Origin of the sequence: Chryseobacterium taiwanense, from assembly GCF_000813825.1 — a bacterium.
Classification (GTDB): Bacteria; Bacteroidota; Bacteroidia; order Flavobacteriales; family Weeksellaceae; genus Chryseobacterium; species Chryseobacterium taiwanense.
Genome location: NZ_JWTA01000019.1, coordinates 68027 through 89059 on the forward strand (window position 1 = coordinate 68027; position 21033 = coordinate 89059).

General features: G+C 34.0%; 18 protein-coding genes and 1 pseudogene. 5 read left to right on the forward strand and 14 right to left on the reverse strand.

The features are described from left to right. Positions 1–248: 248 nt before the first annotated feature. Positions 249–1199 (reverse strand): annotated as a pseudogene (locus RM51_RS19700) (recombinase family protein); the annotation flags it as partial. A gap of 49 nt (positions 1200–1248) precedes the next feature. Next, positions 1249–1473, reverse strand: coding sequence for a hypothetical protein (locus RM51_RS17590; protein WP_039372671.1), 225 nt, complete (start codon positions 1471–1473; stop codon positions 1249–1251). A 630-nt stretch (positions 1474–2103) separates the two neighbouring features. Between RM51_RS17590 and RM51_RS17595 the strand changes: the two genes are divergently transcribed. After that, on the forward strand, positions 2104–2547 hold the full coding sequence (locus RM51_RS17595) for a JAB domain-containing protein (RefSeq protein ID WP_039372673.1): 444 nt from the start codon (positions 2104–2106) through the stop codon (positions 2545–2547). 342 nt (positions 2548–2889) lie between these two features. Beyond that, positions 2890–4146 carry an MBL fold metallo-hydrolase gene (locus RM51_RS17605; protein ID WP_039372676.1) on the forward strand — a complete coding sequence of 419 codons (1257 nt, stop codon included), beginning with the start codon at positions 2890–2892 and terminating at the stop codon, positions 4144–4146. A 97-nt stretch (positions 4147–4243) separates the two neighbouring features. On the opposite strand, the gene traN is transcribed toward RM51_RS17605, so the two are convergent. The 9 genes from traN to RM51_RS17650 are packed head-to-tail and all read right to left on the reverse strand — an operon-like array spanning position 4244 to position 12185. Then, entirely contained in the window at positions 4244–5143 is a 900-nt protein-coding gene (traN, locus tag RM51_RS17610) for a conjugative transposon protein TraN (protein ID WP_039372679.1), read from the reverse strand. 17 nt (positions 5144–5160) lie between these two features. After that, entirely contained in the window at positions 5161–6456 is a 1296-nt protein-coding gene (gene traM, locus RM51_RS17615; protein ID WP_039372681.1) for a conjugative transposon protein TraM, read from the reverse strand. Then, positions 6453–6731, reverse strand: a complete 279-nt coding sequence (locus RM51_RS17620; protein WP_131667095.1) for a hypothetical protein — start codon at positions 6729–6731, stop codon at positions 6453–6455. The genes traM and RM51_RS17620 overlap by 4 nt, the downstream gene beginning before the upstream one ends. 10 nt (positions 6732–6741) lie before the next feature. Next, the gene (gene traK, locus RM51_RS17625) at positions 6742–7365 is read right to left on the reverse strand and encodes a conjugative transposon protein TraK (RefSeq protein ID WP_039372685.1); all 624 of its coding nucleotides are present in this window, start codon (positions 7363–7365) and stop codon (positions 6742–6744) included. Between the two features lie 15 nt (positions 7366–7380). After that, entirely contained in the window at positions 7381–8373 is a 993-nt protein-coding gene (gene traJ / locus RM51_RS17630) for a conjugative transposon protein TraJ (RefSeq protein ID WP_039372734.1), read from the reverse strand. 1 nt (position 8374) lies between these two features. Next, complete coding sequence (locus RM51_RS17635; RefSeq protein ID WP_039372688.1) at positions 8375–9007, reverse strand: DUF4141 domain-containing protein; 633 nt, start codon at positions 9005–9007, stop codon at positions 8375–8377. Between the two features lie 21 nt (positions 9008–9028). Then, positions 9029–11539: a TraG family conjugative transposon ATPase gene (locus RM51_RS17640; RefSeq protein WP_039372690.1), complete on the reverse strand. Its 2511-nt coding sequence runs from the start codon at positions 11537–11539 to the stop codon at positions 9029–9031. Continuing rightward, entirely contained in the window at positions 11536–11868 is a 333-nt protein-coding gene (locus RM51_RS17645) for a DUF4133 domain-containing protein (RefSeq protein WP_039372693.1), read from the reverse strand. Before RM51_RS17645 ends, RM51_RS17640 begins: the two co-directional genes overlap by 4 nt. An 11-nt stretch (positions 11869–11879) precedes the next feature. Then, the gene (locus tag RM51_RS17650; protein WP_039372695.1) at positions 11880–12185 is read right to left on the reverse strand and encodes a DUF4134 domain-containing protein; all 306 of its coding nucleotides are present in this window, start codon (positions 12183–12185) and stop codon (positions 11880–11882) included. A 219-nt stretch (positions 12186–12404) separates the two neighbouring features. Between RM51_RS17650 and RM51_RS17655 the strand changes: the two genes are divergently transcribed. Beyond that, entirely contained in the window at positions 12405–16730 is a 4326-nt protein-coding gene (locus RM51_RS17655) for an NACHT domain-containing protein (protein WP_039372698.1), read from the forward strand. Between the two features lie 175 nt (positions 16731–16905). On the opposite strand, the gene RM51_RS17660 is transcribed toward RM51_RS17655, so the two are convergent. The 3 genes from RM51_RS17660 to RM51_RS17670 form a co-directional block, all read right to left on the reverse strand. Continuing rightward, entirely contained in the window at positions 16906–17412 is a 507-nt protein-coding gene (locus RM51_RS17660; protein WP_228375830.1) for a conjugal transfer protein TraD, read from the reverse strand. Positions 17413–17544: 132 nt separating this feature from the next. Next, positions 17545–17946 (reverse strand): DUF3408 domain-containing protein, encoded by a 402-nt coding sequence (locus RM51_RS17665; protein WP_039372736.1) that lies wholly within the window; start codon positions 17944–17946, stop codon positions 17545–17547. A gap of 10 nt (positions 17947–17956) precedes the next feature. Continuing rightward, complete coding sequence (locus RM51_RS17670) at positions 17957–18724, reverse strand: ParA family protein (protein ID WP_039372703.1); 768 nt, start codon at positions 18722–18724, stop codon at positions 17957–17959. A 583-nt stretch (positions 18725–19307) separates the two neighbouring features. On the opposite strand from RM51_RS17670, the gene mobA reads away from it, so the two are divergent. After that, a complete protein-coding gene (gene mobA, locus RM51_RS17675; protein WP_039372705.1) occupies positions 19308–19757 on the forward strand; it encodes a conjugal transfer protein MobA in 450 nt (149 codons plus the stop codon). Continuing rightward, the gene (gene mobB / locus RM51_RS17680) at positions 19747–21030 is read left to right on the forward strand and encodes a conjugal transfer protein MobB (protein ID WP_039372708.1); all 1284 of its coding nucleotides are present in this window, start codon (positions 19747–19749) and stop codon (positions 21028–21030) included. The genes mobA and mobB overlap by 11 nt, the downstream gene beginning before the upstream one ends. The last annotated feature ends 3 nt before the right edge of the window (positions 21031–21033 follow it).

A 21033-nucleotide genomic window follows, 5' to 3' on the forward strand; every position in this document is an offset into this window, starting at 1 on the left:
ATCTGATAATCTTCAAAATCTAATCGGTCTTCGAGATATTTTTCTCTGGCGCTATCCAGTCGATTGGTTAAATTAACAATCTGTTCGGAAAGTTCCTTTTTCTTTCCATCAATATTTTCTTGTATATATTTAAAATTGCTTAAAATTATTTCTTTTAATAAGCTATTTATGCCTTTGTGGTAATCATATTTTATTAATTCCTTTTCAAATGCAGAATTAACTTTATTTGAGCTATGTCTATAGCCGCACTTAGAATTACAGTGATAGTAATAATAAACATTTTTCTTGCCTCTAGATCCACTACCCGAAATATGTCCTCCACATCGTGGACATTTTAAAAAGCCTCTCAGTGGAAATTCATTTGCAGCGATAATTTTACCTTTGGGTCTTTCAGCTAAGGTTTTTCCACTTAAAACATTTTGGACTTTATAAAATAGACTTTCTGATATCAAACTTTCATGATTGGCCTCAACAATACAGGCATCCTCGTCTTTGTATGCTTTAATATATATTTTACCAATATAAACCGGATTTTTTATTGCTCTGTAAAAAGAAGTACTGCTAATTTTTGCGCCTTCCATCTTATTCATTTTAAGTCTTATCTGGTTGGTCGCATATTTACCCTTAGCAATTTCATTAAATGCCCATCGCATATTTGAAGCCTCAGGTTCTTTTAAGGCTACAAACTTTCTTCCATCTTCAGTACATTTGTTAATATAGCCATAAGATGCGGTGCCCATCAGTCTTCCTTCTTTTTGAGCTCTTCTCATCCCATAGAATGTATTAAGCGCTCTTCGATCATTTTCTACCTCCGGAGCCGCTAAATAAATAGCAAGCATCATTTTGTTTTCCGGTATAGACATATCCAATGGCTGTTCTATAGCTTGAGGTGAAATATTATTACTTAAGAGTAATTTTATCATTTGATAGGCATCACCTGCATTTCTACTAAAACGATCCCATTTTGTAAATAAAACTAAATTGGATTTTAGATTTCTTTTTTTGATATAATTGATATATTTAGTCCACTCGGGGCGATTGAAGTTTTTAGCTGAATGATCTTCAAAGATTACTTGTCCAATCGTAATTTGATTTTGATGACAATATCTTTCCAATCTTTCATGCTGATCACGTTGAGAATAGCCTTTGTCAGCCTGTTCATCAGTAGACACTCTTATATATAAATCTGCTATCTGCATAATCTTTCTGTTTTTATTCAAAGTGATAGTAATCAGTGCAATATATGAATTATTTAGAAATGAATTCTTTTATTATAAGTTCTGCAATCTTATGCATAATATCAGAGATTTCCTTTACTTCTTCATCTGTTAATTTGAAGCCAGAATCTGAAAGTATTTTTTTTGACTTTTCGAATGAAAGCTTTTGAATACCATTGTACCGATGTAAAGATTGTGGTAATTCTTTAGTAACAGAAGTACCCTTTCTTGTCTTTATATGGTGATTTCTCTTCATGAATTTTATGTGTTTGTAGAGATATCGACAGTATTCATTTTTATTCTGACTTAAATTATAAGTATTGACAGCGTAAAAGGTGAAAATTGCTTTTTTTGGATATTAATGTCTATTGTTGGCCATCTTTACTATTAACAATTTCCCAAGGCTCTTATGTGAACTGAAAACTGGAAGATTTTCTTGTAGGTTTAAAGCTGTAGTAAAGGGTGTGTCGAATTCAGTAGGATAAATATCAGTTGTACATTTAAACAATGCTAAATTTTAATAGATAAATATATTTTCTCAATAAACCGGTAAAAAGGCAGCTAAGGTATATAGTTCAGCCCTTGCTTAATCCAGTCAAAAGACTACGGCATAAACGGTTTCCTCCCTAAAGGTACCCTCCAATTATTCCGTTTCCTTTTGGCTTTTTCTATTGTCCTATAAGATTATCTGCTTTCTTTTTTCCGGTTTTTCTTTTGAAAAATATTCAGAAAAGTTCATAGAAATTTTTAAAGTAAGACCGCTAAAAGATCGAAAAGTTTTTGAGATTAATAATCTTAGAAATAAGTGCTGATTGTAAAGAACGAAATTAATTAAAGCTATAAGTGCGGGAAAAATAGAGTCTCTGCCGTATTCAGAGCGACCAAGATGAAATTTGATATTGTTAATGAAATAAAATTAATTTATTCAAGAAAAGGAAATTCTGAAAGAGTTATTACAAACTCTAAAGACGCGGTTAAAGTTTTTCGTGAACATTTTGACAGTGAACAAATGGATTATAGAGAATCATTTTTTACTTTATATCTTAATCAGGCCAATAAAGTGTTGGGTATTAAAAGAATTTCCGAATCAGGGATCTCTTCTACACTTGTTGATGTAAGGATTATTATGCAGACAGCGCTTTTGTGTAATGCATCAGGAATTATTCTTGCCCATAATCATCCATCGGGAAATCTTACCCCTTCAGTGGAAGATTTAAAAATTACACGTGATATAAAAGAAGCTTCAAAATTTCTAAATATTCATTTGTTAGATCATTGTATACTGACTTCTGAGAATCATATATCTTTTGCAGAAGAAGGAAAATTGTAAATTATTCTTTTTATAATCAAATAAACGGTAATTCCGGAATTGCTGTTTATTAAATTTTTGGCAAAAAGATAATACCTACGTTCGTAGGAACCTTCTTTTTGCGATTTATGAGGCGCAACAACTTTCAAAATAAAATAAATTTTGATTATCATATTTTAAAAAATGTTGCAAAATGATCGTATTTTATTTCAAATAGAAAGGTGAAATTGTTCGTAGATTTTTGATGAAGTGGTTAAAAATAGCTTACAATGGATGATCGACTTTCTACTTAATTATTTTTATCATCTCTTTGATTCAGGCATTATTTTTTTTAATATATTTAATGTAATAAACTAATATACTATGACTTACATGTATTCTTCTAAAAATGAAGCAACAATTTATGAAAAAATTATTGCCAACAAAGGTTCCCATGCAATAAATAAAATTTTGATGGGAACGTACGTTAATGCTACAGCAGAAGATGGTGATTGGTATCATGTAATTACTGCTGGTCCCAATGGATGGATTCATAAGAGTGATTTATCAGACAATATGGGAATAAAGGTGTTTTTTTTAGATGTAGGACAAGGAGATGGAGTATTGATTGAGGTTGGGAAATATAAAATTCTAGTTGATGCAGGCCCTGGTTCCAATATGTACAATTATCTGACAAAATATCAATACAGCTATTTACTAAAGGAAGAGAAAAAAATACATATAGACTATGTCATTATAAGCCATTTTGATATTGATCATTACAAAGGAATTACAGAAATAATTAATGATACTCAATTTACTTTTGGAGAGATCATACATCCTGGAATACTAAAATTTGCGAAAAAAGATAATGAGTATTCTACCGGCTTAGGTGACGTTATTGAGGAAGGTGGGCAGAAATATCTTCTAAATATATATGATGATTTATTAAATATCAATGAGGATAAGGAATTTAATAGAGATATCACTCCTTTTCTTAGAGCACTTAAATATGCAAATGATGAAGGGAGAGTCTCTACATCACGCAGATGTCAGAAGGGTGATTTTATACTGAATGAGAGTATTGAACAGAAGCCCTTTAGTATTGAAGTGTTAGCACCTATTACAGAACATACATCTAAAGGAAATGTTTTTCCTTATTGGAAAGATGACGGAATTACCATAAACGGGCATAGCCTTGTACTAAAATTTACATTTGGAAGTCGGACATTTTTACTTGGAGGAGATTTAAATACAGAATCTCAAAAATATTTGATTGCAAAGTATGAAGGGCATAATCCTTTTGAAGTGGATGTTGCTAAATCTTGTCATCACGGTTCTTCGGATTTTTCAGAAGATTTTATGGCGCTGGTAAATCCATATGCAACAGTAATATCTTCCGGTGACAATGAAGGTCACAGCCATCCAAGAGCAGATGCGATCGGATGTGCAGGAAAGTATTCTAAAAGTAAGAGACCATTAGTATATTCTACTGAATTGGCACGTTCAACTGATATAAAAAAAGAAAAAATTCTTTTTGGAATGATTAATTTAAGATGTAATGGATCAGAAATATTTATGAGTCAAATGAAAGAAGTGAAAGATAATACTGATCTTTGGGATTCATATAAAGTTAAGTAATCGTTTTAAATCAAATATGAAGATTGTATGCAAAAAGATACAATCTTCATGTTAATAAATGATGCTGTTGAAATTTTATCGTATTACTTTTACTAGGTTATTTAAGTCTTAACTTCAAGTCCTTGACAACCTTTGCCGCAATCAAATCAGAATTGTTGATCTTGATTTTTTGATGTCTGCCTCCTGCCTTTTCTGTTATGTCAATCTCTAGTACCTGATCTTCTAAAAGCGTAAACTGATCTATGAGATAAAGGAATTCACCATCGGATTGGTAGTTCACGGTAGGGTTAGGAGAATAAGTCCGGAGAGGGGATAATACTTTATCCTGAACGGCTGTCCGTTTTAGATTCTTTTTGTCGGTAATTTTGAAAGTCACAAAATCAACGTCAAAGGAAATACTGCTCTTGTTTTTAATTTGAAAAATAAAATAAAACTTTCCTTCGTGGACATAGAGAGATTTTAACAGAAACTGAATTCCAAAACTTTTTGAACCAATATGCTTTACTGTTCTTTTAGGAAGCTGGTACAAAGTTCTTATCAAAAGCTCGGTCAATGATGAAGATTCTCCTTTAAGTTCTTCAAACAGAACATCTGTTGAGTATTCTTTTTCCTGATTTCGCTGTAATTTCAGAAGGTCATAATTAAGAGTGTCTGGATAAGAACTGTAAAAAACATCAAAATTGTAAAACTTACCATCCTGAGTAATAACCGAAAAGTTTGTTTCTTCCTCGAAATCCCTTACTGAGGATTTTATTCTGAGAACATTCGCTACATCTTCCGCTTTATTGGCAATCAAATTTTCGCTTCCTAAATCCACGTATCGTATCGGGGATGGAAATAATAAATGCGTGGTTTTATTGTACGTAACTTCCATCTTGTAAGGTTCCAGTTTGGCCTGAGAAAGCGATGCGAAACCTGAATTTTCTTGAGCTGCTAATCTGCAGATACCGAAGAGTACTAACAAAACTGAGAAAAATATATTACATCGTATTTTCATTAATTTTAATTTAAAGGTTAATTATTTTTTGAAACTAAAAGTACCTGATGCCCTGCTTTAACAGTGACTTTAGGCTGTCTTACCTTCTTTTGAAAGTATCCCGAAATTCCCTGAACCAGACCTCTGGTGAGATCGGCAGCAACCTGTTGTCCTGCCGATTGGGTCATCATAATATTGGTGCCGGAATTCTGGCTCATGTTGGATGCTATATCCTTGATAGCGGTCTGTTCTGAAGAATAGGGAATATAAAGCCCCAACTGCCCGTCGTTATCATGAATATTAATGTCGACAGGGGTAATGGTTCCTTTATATTCAATGCTTGAAATTTTTAATAACAGTCTTCCTCCCTGAAGCTTTCCTGCTGCTTTTAACACCGTACCTGAAGGAATGGTTATCTTTCCAAGGAGCAAACCTTGTGTTAACCTTAAGGGCACAATACTTTCATTTACCAATGTCATGGTTTCATGTATTACTGCATGGATACTGCTGTGATTTTGCGATACAGTAATTTCCTGTTCATTCTGTAACCCCGAAAATCGGTTATGATTGATGGATGCTAAAAAAGTACTGTCTGAAGGTTCTCGATACAAGCTGGATACGACGTTGCGTTTTTGAAGATGTACTGCCGTTATTTTGATTTTGTTTTCTTCAGGCGCTGCCTCAGAAGTTTTCTTTGGCTCAGGTTCTTCCTGTTGTTTGGGTGCAGGTAGATATTTTGCAGCCATCTGATAAGACTTTTCCATCAATTCTAACTGATCATTAATTCCTCCCGTACTCGGAACTGCATCCTTTTGTGAAATTTCATTCTTAAGCCTGTTAATTTCCTTTTTTAATTGGATAACCTCATGCTCATCTCTGCTGTAAAATGAACCCAATGTTTGTTGTGCATTGCGGTAGCTGTTCAAAGCATTCTGATCTGCTTGAGCATTGTTATAAGATTCTGGAGATAGAGTAGTCAGCTGATTCGAGCCGTTTGATTCATTCCAATAATCTGACAGGCTTGTCATTGCATTTCTTTTTTCTTCATTTTTCTGCTCCAGTAACTCTAGCTCATATGCCTTCTGCTTATCAGCTTGTAATTTGTCATCAGCAGCTTGTGGCACTTCAGCATTTAAACCTGCGTCTTCAATTGCTTTTTTACCATCTTTAGGTTTAAAAATCAAATAAAGGCATCCCATACAAGCGATGAACATCAAAAAGTAAATGATCGGCTTTTTAAATTTTTCCCACCTTGGCTTACAATCCAAAGGATTATTTTCGTCTGAGGAATGGCTACTTCCTTCAGTGATTTTAATAGTACCTTTATCTTTCATGGTGATGTTTTATAAGGTGAATTATTTGCTGGGTTTTCAATCGGCTGATGTTGCATCTTTATATCCTTTGGAATGTTATTGATATGTCCAACTGAAAGCCCATTACTACGAGTCGAACTATTTGACCATAGTTGAAATACAGTTAAAAGCATTAGTATGGCATAAAGAATGAAAAATACCTTGGTTAACGAGCGCTGTTGTTTGCTAGGTAAGGACTTCCATTTCTGTTCTGCTTTTTCAACATATTCCTCGATTCTTATTCTAAATTTTTTCATATGACTGTTTTTATCGGTTAACAGTTTCAACATCTTTGTTCTCAATGACATTGAATTTTTCAATCGTAAACCCCTGAGGGTTGCTGTCTGATCTGACAGAATTGACCAGTTGACAGTTTGTAACAAGATTTCGTATCGTTAAATTACTTGAGCGTATAATGAATTGCTTTCCATACGTCTTTACAGCATAGGGGTAGTTGTTAAAATCGGCAACCACACTGTCAATTTCAATTCGCTGTTGAATATTTCCGCTGATAATCCTGTTGTAATACCCTTTCTCAGAGAGATCCTTATAGTAATTGAATGCAGATTGGTCAGCCATATTAAAAGCTCTTTTCACATTGCTCTCAATAGCATTTTTATCAGGAGCCACTGTAAAGAAGAGTTCGTGAAAACGCCTTACATGTTCTCTGGCTTCTACAGGTCTGTTGATAGACATATCCTGGGATAAGGCAACCATCAATGATTTACCATTGTCAAGGACATAGATCTTTTGTCTTTGTTCTTCTGCAAAACTGTAAGATTTATACACAACAATGCCTACAACTCCAAAACAAAGGATTGCAAAAACAAAAGTGAACAATCTGATTTGCTTAAAACTGTTCTCTATATTTCTTAAGGTTTTAAATTCCATTTTTTTGTTTTTTGATTATTTAAGGAGTTGTCCTGATATATTACCTGCCGCTGCACCCGCAGTAGCACCAGCAACATTTCCTGACTTTTGTGCCATCTGCGTAACATTACGCATAAAGTTTCCCGCTCCGCCCGCCTGAATGATCCAGCCTGTAACGGTAGGCACAGTGAAATAGCCAATGATTCCAATGATCATATAGATAATGTACACCGTATTGGAAGTATCAGGAATAAAGTTGGGATCTGCCAGCATTTCGATGTCCCTTTCGATAATGAGAGATTGAATCTTTGCCAGGATAGCACTGAACATATCAGCAACAGGAAGCCATAAATATACACTGATGTATCTGGTCAGCCATTGGGTAAGTGTTGATTGGAAGCCATCCCAGACCGATATGGCAAATGCGATGGGACCAAGGATCGAAAGTACAATGAGAAAGAAAGTTCTGATTGTATCGATAACCAAAGCCGCTGCCTGAAAGAGTATTTCCAGAAACTCTCTGAAACCGTCTCTGATATCTTTTTTAATGGCAAACATTTCCCTTTCAATATACATTCCCGACATCGTTACCAAATCAGAAGGTGACCATCCCAGTTCTTCCAATTTTTTGTCAAATTCTTCATCAGAAATGAGATAAGCCATTTCAGGATTTCGAAGCATAGCTTCTCTTTCCAGCAGATCTTTTTTTTGCAGGAGTTCATTAAGGTCTAATACCTGACCCTCCAGCATCGAGTGGCTACCTTGAACGACCGGACTTAATACTCCGTTGATACTGCCCAAGACAATTGTTGAAAAGAACATAATGCAGATACCAATGGCAAAAGGTCTCAGCATAGGAAAGAGATCGATAGGTTCGGCACGACTTAATGCCTGCCAAACCTTTACGGCTACATAGAATAATGCACCCAATCCAGCAACACCTTTTGCAACTGCTGCCATGTCAGAACACATCGGCATCATCTCTTCATACACGGAACGAAGTACCTCATGTAAATTAGTAGGTTCCATCTTACCAGTATTTTTGATTAACGGTACCATACAGGTTGAGAACTCTCTGCGTATTGTTCTGCTTTTTGGCTCTCAGATAACTCACAGAGATATTCTTATTGGTGTAATATCTTACCAGATTGTGATAATCTTTCACCTCTTTATATACTCTGTCAATGATTTCCATTCTTTCCTTATCATTGAGTGATAGATTGGTAGAAGTGACAATCTGCTTTAGTTCTTTAAGCAGTTCAGTGCTTTCGTTCAATAGTGTTGAATAACCATTGGCTATTGCTGTTAATTCCTGCGTATTGAAATTGGGATCATTTAGCATCTTTCCGAAATTATTGACATACATTTCGGAAACGTCACCCACCAGTAAAACAGTCTGCTGAACTTTGCGGGCATCTTTCACCAGATTATTAACTGCTTTTAATTGGTCATAATATTCCTTACCCTGCTCATACACCTTTTTAACTTCATTGAAATTCTTAACTACATTCGATACTGTAGATGAGGTCTGTACGATTTCATTCGCAGAGTTGAGTATTCCTGAAGCCAGATTAGCCGGGTCCGTAACCACAAATTGTGCTTTTGCAAATGATGTTATAGCTAATACAATAACCATAACGCTTGTAATGATTAGATTTTTCATTGGTATAAAATTTTAAATGATTTAAGTTTCTTTTGTGTTCGATTTGATTCTCCTAAGGGAAATCCTTTTGATAGCATGCTCTACATTGCCGTCAAGTTCAGAAGCGAGATGCATGACTTCCATTTTTTCTGTTTCTTCTGTGGTATAGGCCAGATATTCCTCTGTGGAAACTTCCGTAGCATATACTGCAGAGTGCGTTCCTCCTAATCCGATCCATACCTCCTTATAAAGTCTTTTCGGATCATTATTCATATTGATTGAAAGAACCTGCGCTTTTTCTTTGTCTGTAAGACCCAGCATTGCCTGAATGTCATCAAACTTGTTCATGTATTTCCGCTGATCCAAAAGAATCTTACAGTCTGAATTGTTGATGATGCTTTCCTTAACGATAGGAGACTGAATAATGTCATCCACCTCCTGTGTAACCACTATGGCTTCTCCAAAGAATTTTCTGACGGTCTTGAAGAGATATTTGATATACTCAGCCATTCCTTCTTTAGCAATTGCCTTCCAGGCCTCTTCGATCAGGATAAGCTTTCGAATTCCCTTTAGTCTTCGCATTTTATTAATGAAGACCTCCATAATGATTATGGTTACAATAGGAAACAGGATTTTATGATCTTTAATGGCATCAATCTCAAAAACAATGAATCGCTTTGATAAAAGATCTAACTGCTTTTCTGAATTCAGTAAATAATCATATTCTCCGCCTTTGTAATACGGTTCTAAAACATTCAGAAAATTAGCAATGTCAAAATCCTTTTCCCTGACCTTTTTTTCCTCCAGCACTTTCTGATAATCTTCTTTGACATATTCATAAAATCTATTAAAAGAGGGATGCTGATCATGGTTTTTGATCTTCTCGATATATCCGCTAACTGCATTGGATAATGCCACTTCTTCGGAGCGGGTTGGCGGTTCATCATCTCTTTTCCACAGTGTAAGAATTAACGTTTTTATACTTTCTCTTTTCTCAATGTCAAAGATTCCGTCATCTGTGTAAAATGGATTAAAAGCTATCGGATTATCTTCTGTATAGGTAAAATACACACCATCTTCACCCTTTGTTTTCCCTTTGATCAGTTCACATAAACCCTGGTAAGAATTTCCGGTATCAACTAACAGAACATGGGCTCCCTGTTCATAATATTGCCTCACCATATGGTTAGTAAAGAATGACTTCCCACTTCCCGAAGGTCCCAAAATGAACTTGTTTCGGTTGGTAATGATTCCCTGTTTCATTGGAAGATCTGAAATATCCAGGTGAATAGGTTTTCCCGTCAGTCTATCTGCCATTTTGATCCCAAATGGAGAGGGTGAATTCTGATAATTGGTTTCCTCAGTGAAAAAACACAATGCTGGTTCAATAAACGTATAAAAGCTTTCCTCACTTGGAAAGTCTCCGGCATTTCCAGGAATACCAGCCCAGTACAATGTTGCTGTATCTGTTGTATTGTGTCGTGGCTTACATTCCATGAGTGCCAAAGCACTTCCTGTGTCATTCTTAAGTTGCTTCAATTCATGGGGATTGTCAGACCATGACATCACATTAAAATGAGCACGGATGGATTGCAATCCAAAAGAATGAGCTTCGTTGAGGTATTTCTCAATCCATTCCTTATTGATCTGATTGGCTCTGCTGTATCTTGCCAATGAATGCATATTTCTGGTGGATTTTTCAAACTTGTTCAGATTGTCATCACTGTTATCAATAAACAAATACTGATTGTAGATATGATTACAATTGAGCAAAAGTCCTACCGGAGAAGCAAATGAAAGCAGGCAGTCACTTCGGTCGGTACTCAGTTTCTCATATCGACTATGGGAGGAGACTGCTCCTGGAAGATCGTCGGTATCTGACAAGGTGTGCATAGTGATACGGTTGTTACCGATACGCATTTCTTCTGCTCCTAGATTCAAATCCTGAAGAGAAGGATTGATTTCTCTGGATAAGGTCAGATATTGTTCAAGAAGACCTGATTGTTTTTCAGTTCCTGTAATTTCATCGGTGGTCATCTTTTCTAAGAAAATAGATCCGCTGTCGTTCATGATTCTTTCAAACTGATCAACTGCTTCCATAAATCGACTCATCATTTCCTTATCCCTGATTTCTTTTGGAATCAAGACTCCTTTGCAAAGCGATGAGAAATTACTCTGCATCCTCATTCTTTCCTTACTAGTCTTCGTAATAAAGAGGTAGCAGTAATGATTCAAGAAAGGTCTTTCATTAAAGTGTCTATTAAAAGACTTTGATAAAAAGCTTTGACCGTCATTGGATAAATCAGGGCAGTAATTCTCTTTGATAAACCAGTCCTGTTTATGAACAATACTGTAATCAGGTAAAGTCTTTATGGCTTTGAACCAAGCCGAATGGATAGCTTCATACTCAGCTGATGCGACAGTAAATAATTCGGGAAGCCCTACTTTGAAACAAACCGTAACATCAGCATCTTTTGAAATAATGCAGTTCTCTTCGACAGCCAGCAGTGGAAATCTACTTTCCAGCGTTGCCGCTTTGGATTGATTTCTCATGCTACAGTTTTTTTAGAGTGTACCTTGATATACCTGAAAATGGATTTTCGGCTGATGATGTACTTTGGATGCTTCTTTTTTGCTCCCAATTTCATTAATCCATGTTCTCCATACTTTCTGTTAAGAGAAAAGGTCTTCCAAATGAGAAGACCAGAAGTAGTTCCTCCAAGAAGTAAGCAGAAATAGGTATTGACACCAGCCATATACATGATCATGATGAATACGAGTATTCCCAATAATCCTCCTGCAAAAATGAACAGGTACTGTGCTTTCAATCCTTTGAACTCAACCGTTCTTCCGATTCCCTTGTTGATATGATAGGTATTCATCATCAATGATTTTAAAGGAAGAATGAACGTAGGATGGTAGCTGCAACAATTAAAAAGATACAAGCTCCAAACCAACTGGCAGCAGTTTTACTGGTATCAGGATCGCCACTGCTGAATTTGTTGTAAACCTTGACCCCGCCAATCAAGCCGACCACCGCACCAATGGCGTAGATCAGTTTCGTTGCAGGATCAAAATACGAAGTAACCATCTGCGTTGCTTCAGTGATTCCTGCAGAACCGTTTCCTTGGGCAGCTATTGGGATGGTAATGATAAAAACCAATGCTGAAATCAACATCTTTTTTCTTTGTTTTTCCATAATGTATACAGATTAAATTGTTACGATTACCCACTGTCTGTGGGCTATGGAAACAAAGATCATTGTAAGCTTATGAGAAATTAGGATATGACTTTGGTAGCCTTTGTTTGGCAATCAATGGAATATTGTTATAGCGAAATATTTAATTTTTTAAGATTGTATTTTTTAATATTTTTACATAAAAATCTCTATTAAGAGAGTTAAATTAAAATATCACTGATGAATACTGAATGGCTTAACTTAAGACCTTTTAATGGGGATATAAAAAATGGTTTCGAAGAATTGGTTTGCCAATTAGCACGAACAGAAGAAATTCAAAATCGAAAAAAATTCATTAGAGTTGCAGCTCCAGATGGAGGTGTAGAATCATATTGTATTTTAGATAATGGGGATGAATATGGTTGGCAGGCAAAGTATTTTTCATCGATGGCTGATAGTCAGTGGAAACAATTGACAAAATCATTTAAAAAGGCTATAGAAAAGCACCCTAACCTTACAAGATATTATATTTGTATACCTTTAGATAGGCAAGATCCAAGATTAGAAGAACAAAAGTGGTTCATGGATCGATGGAATGATTATGTACAAGAATGGACAGATCACGCAAACTCTTTGGGTAAATCTGTCGAATTTATCTATTGGGGCAATTCTGAAATTTTTGACAGTTTAGCGAAACCGGTGAATGAGGGTAAAATAAAATTTTGGTTTCAAAAAGATGAATTTTCAGACTCATGGTTTAAGGAAAAGCTCAATCACAGTATATTAAATCTTGAAAAGAGGTACACACCTGACAATAATGTTGATTTACCTATTGCAAAAATATTTGATGGGCTTGCAAGAGATACCTTTTTCAAAGAACAGTTTGATGTTTACTACCATGATTTTATAAAAAAATTAAACAAAATTTCTTCGTTGAAAGTTGATGTGACTGCATTAGAGTTGTCTGAAAAAATTCAATCCACTGGATTGAATATAATACGTCAAGTTGATGCTATTGATTTTGACGAAATTACTTGTATTAATCATGATGAAATAACAGAAAGTCTTAGTATATGTGAAGAATTTGTAAAAGATTTAATTAGGAACTTTTATGAATCTGATTACAATGCCAAAGAAAAAAGGAAAGTAAAGAATCAATACACTTCACATACGAACACCTATCATAGTGAAATTAGAGATTGTAACAATTTACTTTCAGCTATTGATGAATTTTACAGTTTTTTAAATAGTCCTACTGTTTTTTTATCAAATACACCTAAATTAATTTTATCAGGAGAGGCAGGAGTAGGGAAATCTCATCTTCTTGCAGACATTGCTAAGAATAGAGAAAAAAGGGAGCAATATTCTATTTTGTTACTTGGACAACTTTTTTCAACTGAGGAAGATCCCTGGTCTCAGATTAAGAAGCTGCTGGATTTATCTGGTAGCATAAACGAATTTTTAGGTGCTTTAAATGCAAAAGCTGAAAGTACTGATTCAAGGCTTATTGTATTTATTGACGCAATTAATGAAGGATTTGGTAAGACTGTCTGGAAAAATAATCTATTAAATTTTTTAGATAGTTTTTCAAGGTTTCCAAATCTGGGTGTTGTTCTCAGTGTTCGGAAATCATATGAAAGATTACTTGTTTCTAAAACGATATATCAGGAAAATATTGCTTTACGTTTAGAGCATTACGGTTTTGCTAATCACGAGTATGATGCAACAAAAATATATTTTAGGAATTATAATATCAAAGAACCAAGCATACCCCTTCTTCATCCTGAATTTTCTAACCCGTTATTTCTAAGACTGTTTTGTGAAGGATTACGGAAAAAAGGATTGCAGGAAATTCCTGATGGGTATGAAGGAATCAGTGAAATTTTGGCCTTTTTTTTAGATGCAGTAAATGAGAAAATATCGGATAAACATAATATACCTGTAAAATTAAATGTGGTTCAAAAAGTGGTTCAAAAAATTGCAGAAGAAATTATGGAAACCAATAATTCTTTCTTGCGTCTTGACCATGCTTTTAATTTTGTTACACAGGCAAAAGAGTGCAATGCTGTTCAGGATAAATCGCAATTTTTTCAGGATATTATTTCTGAAGGAGTTTTAACAGAAAACGTTTTCTATCAAAATTCAGAACATTTTGATTGTGTCTATATTTCTTATGAAAGATTCAGCGATCATTTGATAGCAAAGTACTATATTGAAAAGTATTTAAATAGAAAAAATCCCCAATCGTCCTTTATCGAAGATTCTAATTCAGTTAAAGGCTTAAAAAAAATAGGAGAAAAGTTAGGAATTAAGTTTGCTCCAAAAAAACTATTTGAACTCGTAAAAGATGAATATTCTGCAGACGATAGAAAAGGGATTATTGAAGCGTTATCTATACAGCTACCTGAAGTTATCGGACGAGAATTATATGATTTAGTTCCTAGGCAAGTTAAAAAATTTAGTTCAGTAGCTGATTCTTTATTACAAAGTATAATATGGAGAAGAGCTGATACAATAAGTAAAACGACGGAGGATTACATTAATGAAACTGTTAAAAACGGGGTTATTCATTATAATCAATTTTTTTCTACGATATTACAAGTTTGTGCAAATCCTAAAAATCATTTTAACAGTGACTTTCTTCATCATAAGCTCTCAAAGCTGAGTATGGCGGATAGAGATTCTTGGTGGATACGTTTCACTAATGAGCATTTTGAAGATTATTACATGAAACAACCGCAGATAAAGAGGCTAATTAATTGGTCGTGGAACGAGTATCCGAAGGACTTTGTTTCTGATGAATCTATTCTACTGTTAAGTCAAACAATAATTTGGTTATTAGGAAGCTCAAACAGAGTTCTGAGGGATTCTGCAACAAAAGCATTAGTATGTTTGTTGGAAAATAGAATCCCTGTTTTAATAAATGTAATCAATAAATTTGGTGATGTTAATGATCCTTATATTTTACAGAGAATATATGCTGTAGCATATGGTTGTGCCTTAAGAACAATTCAAAAAGAACAGCTTAAAGATTTAGGGGAACGTGTTTATGAAAATATTTTTTCTAAAGAAAATATAATCCCTGACATTCTTTTGCGAGATTATGCAAGAGGAGTTATAGAATTTGCGTTATATAATGGAAATGATTTTGATTTTGATATTGCAAAAGTAAGACCTCCGTATAAGAGTGTCTTACCAGAAATTTTTCCAACAAATGAAGAGATTGATCAATATAAATTTGAATATGATGACACGGGATATAAACAGCATCATCGAAGCCAAAATCAAATTCTTAAATCAATGATAACAGAGTATGGCAGATCAACAGGAGGATACGGTGACTTTGGAAGATATGTTTTCCAAAGCGGCTTAAGTAGATGGAGAGTTGATGAAAATGATTGGAGCAATTTGGCTGTACAATGGATTTTTGAAAAATATGGGTATGATGTTAACAAGCACGGATATTTTGATAATGATATTGATTCTTCAGGGAGACATGATCACCGTACAGAACGTATTGGAAAGAAATATCAATGGATTGCATTTTATGAAATTTTGGCTATCGTTTCAGATCATTATGATCTTTATGAAAATTATTATTCGACAGATGCTGAACCTATTAACTATGAAGGGCCATGGAGTCCTTATGTTCGCGATATAGATCCAACAATAATAATGAAAGATAATCCGGATGATAAACAAAAGGTTTTTTGGTGGAATCCGGTTAATTATAGTTATACTGATAATCAAACTTTGGATGAATGGATTTTTGATAGAACAGATCTTCCAAGTTTAAAAGATATTGTACAAGTTACTGATGAAAATGATGTTGAATGGTTTGTTTTAGAATCTTATCCAGATTGGACTGAACCTTCTGAACGAGGAGAAGAAGAATATGACAGTGAAAGAAAAAGATTATTTTTTATGCTAAGCAGTTATATTATAGAAAAATCTGAAAAACAACAGTTATTGGATTATTTGCAAAATAGAGAATTAGCAGGAAGTGGTATTCCTGAAGTATCGAGTCGATACGAGATTTTCAGTAGAGAATATTATTGGTCTATCGCAGAGCAGACATTCTCTATACCTTACTATCATGGTGAGACTTGGACAGAATTAAATGATAGGGAAGCACCTTATGATAAAATTGGTTCTTTAGCAAAAACAACTATCTTCTATAATTGGGAAGAGGAATTTGATGCATCTAAAACGCAACCACTTTCATTTCATCGACCAACTTCTTTTTTGTTCGATATTCTTAAACTTAAATATTCATCTAAGGAGGGAGTTTATGTGAATGATAGTGATGAGGTAATTTGTTTTGATCCAAATACTACAACATCCACCATTTCATCGCTTTTAGTTAGAAAGAAAGATTTGCTTGAAGCCTTAGAAAAAAATGATTTAGACATCGTTTGGACATCTATGGGAGAGAAGTTAACAATAGGGGGGAATTTTAGAAGTTGGAGCGGGAGGTTAAATATTTATGACGTTCTTCATTTTAATGACGAAAATGTTCTACAGCAAAATTCATTCTTTAAAGAGGAAAGAAGAACAAATAACTAATACTAAATAAACATCATAAAAAAACCTAGCCGAAGCTAGGTAAAACTAATAACCATGAAAACTCAATTAAACATGAGAATTGTTTCTCTTAGAAACAATAAGAATGCCTAACTGTTCTTAAAATATCATAATTAGAGTTATAGAGCGTTAATTTTTTGCTTTTTACTATTTGTTATCAAATGAACTTTTCAATGTCAAATTCCCTAATATTATCATTCCGCAAAAAAGGAGTACTGTTTTCATATTCATCATCAAAACTTTTCTCTAAAAGTTCGGCTATTTTATGGGAAGCATTTTCTATAGAGTTCTCTATTAAGGTGTATAAATCGGTCCCATATATTTTCTGAACTATAGCTACTGCTGTTTCCTTTTCAGATGTATCACAAACTTCCTGTTGTAAGATTATTTTTGTAGTACTCAATTCTTCGAAGGTAACCCCTTGCGCAAAACCATTGTCCTTATCGATAATTCTATATTTTTTCCATTCTTCTTCCTCTTCAATAAAATCAGATTCGCTATTAAGATTTTTTTCTGGTTCTTCCTTTAGATTTTGAACATAGCTGTTTTCGTTGACATCATATTCTATGTCTAAAGTAGATGGATCAATCTCCAATTCTTTTTTTTGTTTTTCGATAAGAGAGGTTGGCAGCTCGTGACTTGGAATTGTTTTAGTTTCTCCCATGATGTTATGAGTGTTGTATGGGGCTCTCTTATTCTCTTTTGAAGGGGTCGAGGCTGGCTTAATAATAATTTTATCATGTAGAAGTAACAGGATTATGATGACTAAGCATATAAAAATGATAATTTCCATGATTTACAGTATTGGTTTAAAATGTTGGTTAAAATAATCGGTGATGTCATTTCCATAATCCAAGAAATGTTGTTCCAGAATATTATCAATATAAGAGTAAAGCGTCGTTCGGTCTTCTCTTGTAATCTGAACAATTCTCAACAGTCTTTCATGGTATTCAGGTCTTATGTAGACCACTTTGCCATTACGACCTGAAGGAAATCGATTGATCAAGAATGTATCTTCATAGGTTCCTTTTTTGGTTGAATTAATTTTTGATTTTTCCTTAGATTTTTGAATAGGTGGTTCTTTTTTTTGATGTGTTGGTTGTAACGTTGCAGGTTCTTCACCACTGATGACCTGCATTAAATAATCTTCGTCTACATGAGGGTTTTCATGCTCTGTACTTTCTTTATTTGTAGCCATCATTCTCCTTTTATAATTGTATGATTTGTAAAAACTCTTCAATAAACAAATTCATTTTTGTAGCTTTTAAAAGATGTGATTCTGCCGGTAACAAGCTGGATCTGAAAATACTGTTATTCATATCATCAGATTCTTTACGGAATTTTTTGCTGTCCATAATCCTAGTATTCATGATGTTAAGCTGGAGTTCTATAATTACCTTTTCATAAATATCATATAATCCTGTTTTTTCACGTCCATCAGTCTGATTCCAGAACAACCAGATGGATTGCTGCCTACTGTCATTTTCTGTTTGTGGTAATCCTAAAAAGGCTTTAGTAAAGCCTAAAGTGCTTTCTACAACCAGACGGTCAGCAGTTAAAGGAGCAAAGATAAAGTCCATAGCTTTTAATGTACTGAGGACACCCTTTGTGTTAGCAGTTCCAGGAAGATCAAAAAAAATAACATCAGGAACAATAGTCGTTTGTTGTAAATAATCTGATGCGGATTCTAGTGCTGTATCTGCTTTTGTTCTAATAATAGGATATGCTTTTTTGTTAAGGTGTTGAAACTGCTTCATTGCTACCTTTTTGTAATAATCATTCACCATGATTGTCTTTTTATCACGCTCTCTCATATTACTTAAACTATATTGTGGAAAATCACAATCTATAACCAGTATATTATACCCTAAACGGTAGTGAAGCATACTCGCCAGGAGGGTTGTGATAGTTGATTTTCCAACACCTCCCTTTTGTGTAGAAAAACTTATTTTCAATGTTTTCTTTATTGTTTCCATTTTGTGAAATTTTATTGTTATTTTCTTTATTGCTTGTTTCTATACGTTTATTATTTCTTAGTAGGTCTGTTTTTTTACCTGTTATAAACTTATTTGTATACTTTGAAATATTGTTAATTGTCTGTATGAACTCAGGTTTTGTAAGTGGTACTGTTGTTTTTAAATATTTAAAAATGCTTTTACATTTTTAAAACTTTACATTTTTATTTCTTGCTTTTTTTACCGCTTGTTTTAAATAATACCGTAAATAAAATACCTTTTGAGATCAATGGGTTACTGTATGCATTATCCGGTAGTTTATGGCGCTATTTGGAAACTATGGAAGTTATGAAGTGGAGCAAATAGGATCTAAATTGCAGTATAGATAAATAGGAGAGCCCACTGGTTTTTGCCAGGTAATCTAAAATGTAATGTAAACTGCTTAAGCAGTTTTATCTGCTATGTTAATAGTGTTCACCTGAACACGGCAAGTTGTGTTTTGAGTGCCTCATAACTGTTTTTTGTGCCTCAAAACAACTTGCCCTGCCGGGAGCTTTAAAACACTCTCCAAAGTCAAGGTTTATAACTGTTAAATAGAAATCTAATGGATAGTCAGGAAAAAAACAATAGAAATAAAGGAGGAAGAAAACCTAAGCTTGATCCCTCTATTCATCGTTATGTTTTTCGTTTGAATGATGATGAAAATAACAAATTTTTGTCTCTTTTTGAAGCTTCGGGAATGGATAATAAAGCTCGATTTATTACTTCTGTACTATTTTCCAAAGAGATTAAAACGGTAAAGATTGACAAAGGATCTGTTGATTTTTATATGAGACTTACATCCTTTTATTCTCAATTCAGAGCAGTAGGCGTTAATTATAATCAGGTTGTCAAATTATTATATACTCATTTTACCGAAAAAAAAGCCGCTGCATTTTTATATCGATTGGAAAAACAAACTGTTGAACTTACTATTTTATGTCGAAAAATCATTGAATTGGCAAATGAATTTAACTCAATTCATCATAGAAAATTGAAAGAAAATGATCGCTAAAATTGGACGAAGCAGCAAGTTATATGGTGCATTGGCTTACAATCATCTTAAAGTTGATCAGGGAAATGCAAAAATATTATTTACCAATAATATGATTGAAACTCCAGACAATAAATATACAATTCCAAAGCTGATTGAATCTTTTGAACCTTATTTAGCGGCCAATAAAAACACAGAAAAACACACACTGCACATATCACTTAATCCAGATCCGAATGATAGAGTAAGCGATACTGATTTTGTAAAGATGGCAGAAGATTACATGAATGAAATGGGCTATGGAAAACAACCCTATATCGTATTTAAACATACCGATATTGACCGAACCCACATTCACATAGTTTCAGTAGGTGTGGATGAATATGGTAAAAAAATCTCAGATAAATTTGAGAAAAAAAGATCAATGGAGATATGTAGAAAGCTGGAAAAAAGTTATAATTTACTATCAGCAACACAGCGAAAAGAATCTGAAAATAAGCTGATTTTTAGTCCTGTTGATTACCGGGCAGGAAATAGTAAAAATCAAATAGCTTCTGTAATTCGAAATGTCGCTGATTATTATTCATTTAAAACGCTTGGAGAGTACAACGCTTTGCTTTCACTTTTTAATATTAATGCTGAAAAAATTGAGGGTGAATTGCATGGAAAACTACAGCGAGGTTTAGTCTATTTTGCATTAGATAAAAATAAGCAAAAGATTGGGCATCCCTTTAAGGCTTCAATCATCGGTAAAATGGCTGGACTGAACGCCTTGGAATCACATTTTTTGAAAAGTAAAGAACTTGTGCTAAACTCCTCTAATAAATCTGAAATAAGTGCTATTATTGATTATGCTTTGAAATCGAGTAATAATGAAAGGGCTTTTATTGAGAAAATGAAATCCAAAGGTATTAATACTGTGATACGAAGAAATGAAACGGGAAGAATATATGGCATTACATTTATAGACCATAATTTCAGAACCGTCTGGAATGGATCAAGTCTCGGAAAACAGTATTCAGCCAACGTATTTAATGATCTTTGGAAGAATCAACAAAACCATAGAAAAACTTCCGATTTAAAACTGCAGGAATGTCAAGCTGCTCTGAAAGAGAAGTCCTTTTCTACTGAAATCCATTCTTTATTTGGGTTCTTGAGTGGTGAAAATAATAATGACATCTATAGCAATGAAAATTCATTCCCTGGACTTTTACCATTGGTACAAGGAGAGGATCACGAGAACGAAATTTTTGCACAACAAATGATGAAGCGGAAAAAGAGAAGAAAACGGTAAAAT

Bases quoted from the DNA above. Each gene is read 5' to 3' on its own strand.
- RM51_RS17595 (WP_039372673.1), top strand. From the start codon at position 2,104: ATGAAATTTGATATTGTTAATGAAATAAAATTAATTTATTCAAGAAAA.
- mobB (WP_039372708.1), top strand. From the start codon at position 19,747: ATGATCGCTAAAATTGGACGAAGCAGCAAGTTATATGGTGCATTGGCT.
- RM51_RS17605 (WP_039372676.1), top strand. From the start codon at position 2,890: ATGACTTACATGTATTCTTCTAAAAATGAAGCAACAATTTATGAAAAA.
- traJ (WP_039372734.1), bottom strand. From the start codon at position 8,373: ATGGAACCTACTAATTTACATGAGGTACTTCGTTCCGTGTATGAAGAG.
- RM51_RS17650 (WP_039372695.1), bottom strand. From the start codon at position 12,185: ATGGAAAAACAAAGAAAAAAGATGTTGATTTCAGCATTGGTTTTTATC.
- RM51_RS17665 (WP_039372736.1), bottom strand. From the start codon at position 17,946: ATGGCTACAAATAAAGAAAGTACAGAGCATGAAAACCCTCATGTAGAC.
- RM51_RS17640 (WP_039372690.1), bottom strand. From the start codon at position 11,539: ATGAGAAATCAATCCAAAGCGGCAACGCTGGAAAGTAGATTTCCACTG.
- RM51_RS17635 (WP_039372688.1), bottom strand. From the start codon at position 9,007: ATGAAAAATCTAATCATTACAAGCGTTATGGTTATTGTATTAGCTATA.
- RM51_RS17645 (WP_039372693.1), bottom strand. From the start codon at position 11,868: ATGAATACCTATCATATCAACAAGGGAATCGGAAGAACGGTTGAGTTC.
- RM51_RS17620 (WP_131667095.1), bottom strand. From the start codon at position 6,731: ATGAAAAAATTTAGAATAAGAATCGAGGAATATGTTGAAAAAGCAGAA.
- mobA (WP_039372705.1), top strand. From the start codon at position 19,308: ATGGATAGTCAGGAAAAAAACAATAGAAATAAAGGAGGAAGAAAACCT.
- RM51_RS17660 (WP_228375830.1), bottom strand. From the start codon at position 17,412: ATGGGAGAAACTAAAACAATTCCAAGTCACGAGCTGCCAACCTCTCTT.
- traM (WP_039372681.1), bottom strand. From the start codon at position 6,456: ATGAAAGATAAAGGTACTATTAAAATCACTGAAGGAAGTAGCCATTCC.
- RM51_RS17655 (WP_039372698.1), top strand. From the start codon at position 12,405: ATGAATACTGAATGGCTTAACTTAAGACCTTTTAATGGGGATATAAAA.
- RM51_RS17670 (WP_039372703.1), bottom strand. From the start codon at position 18,724: ATGGAAACAATAAAGAAAACATTGAAAATAAGTTTTTCTACACAAAAG.
- traK (WP_039372685.1), bottom strand. From the start codon at position 7,365: ATGGAATTTAAAACCTTAAGAAATATAGAGAACAGTTTTAAGCAAATC.
- traN (WP_039372679.1), bottom strand. From the start codon at position 5,143: ATGAAAATACGATGTAATATATTTTTCTCAGTTTTGTTAGTACTCTTC.
- RM51_RS17590 (WP_039372671.1), bottom strand. From the start codon at position 1,473: ATGAAGAGAAATCACCATATAAAGACAAGAAAGGGTACTTCTGTTACT.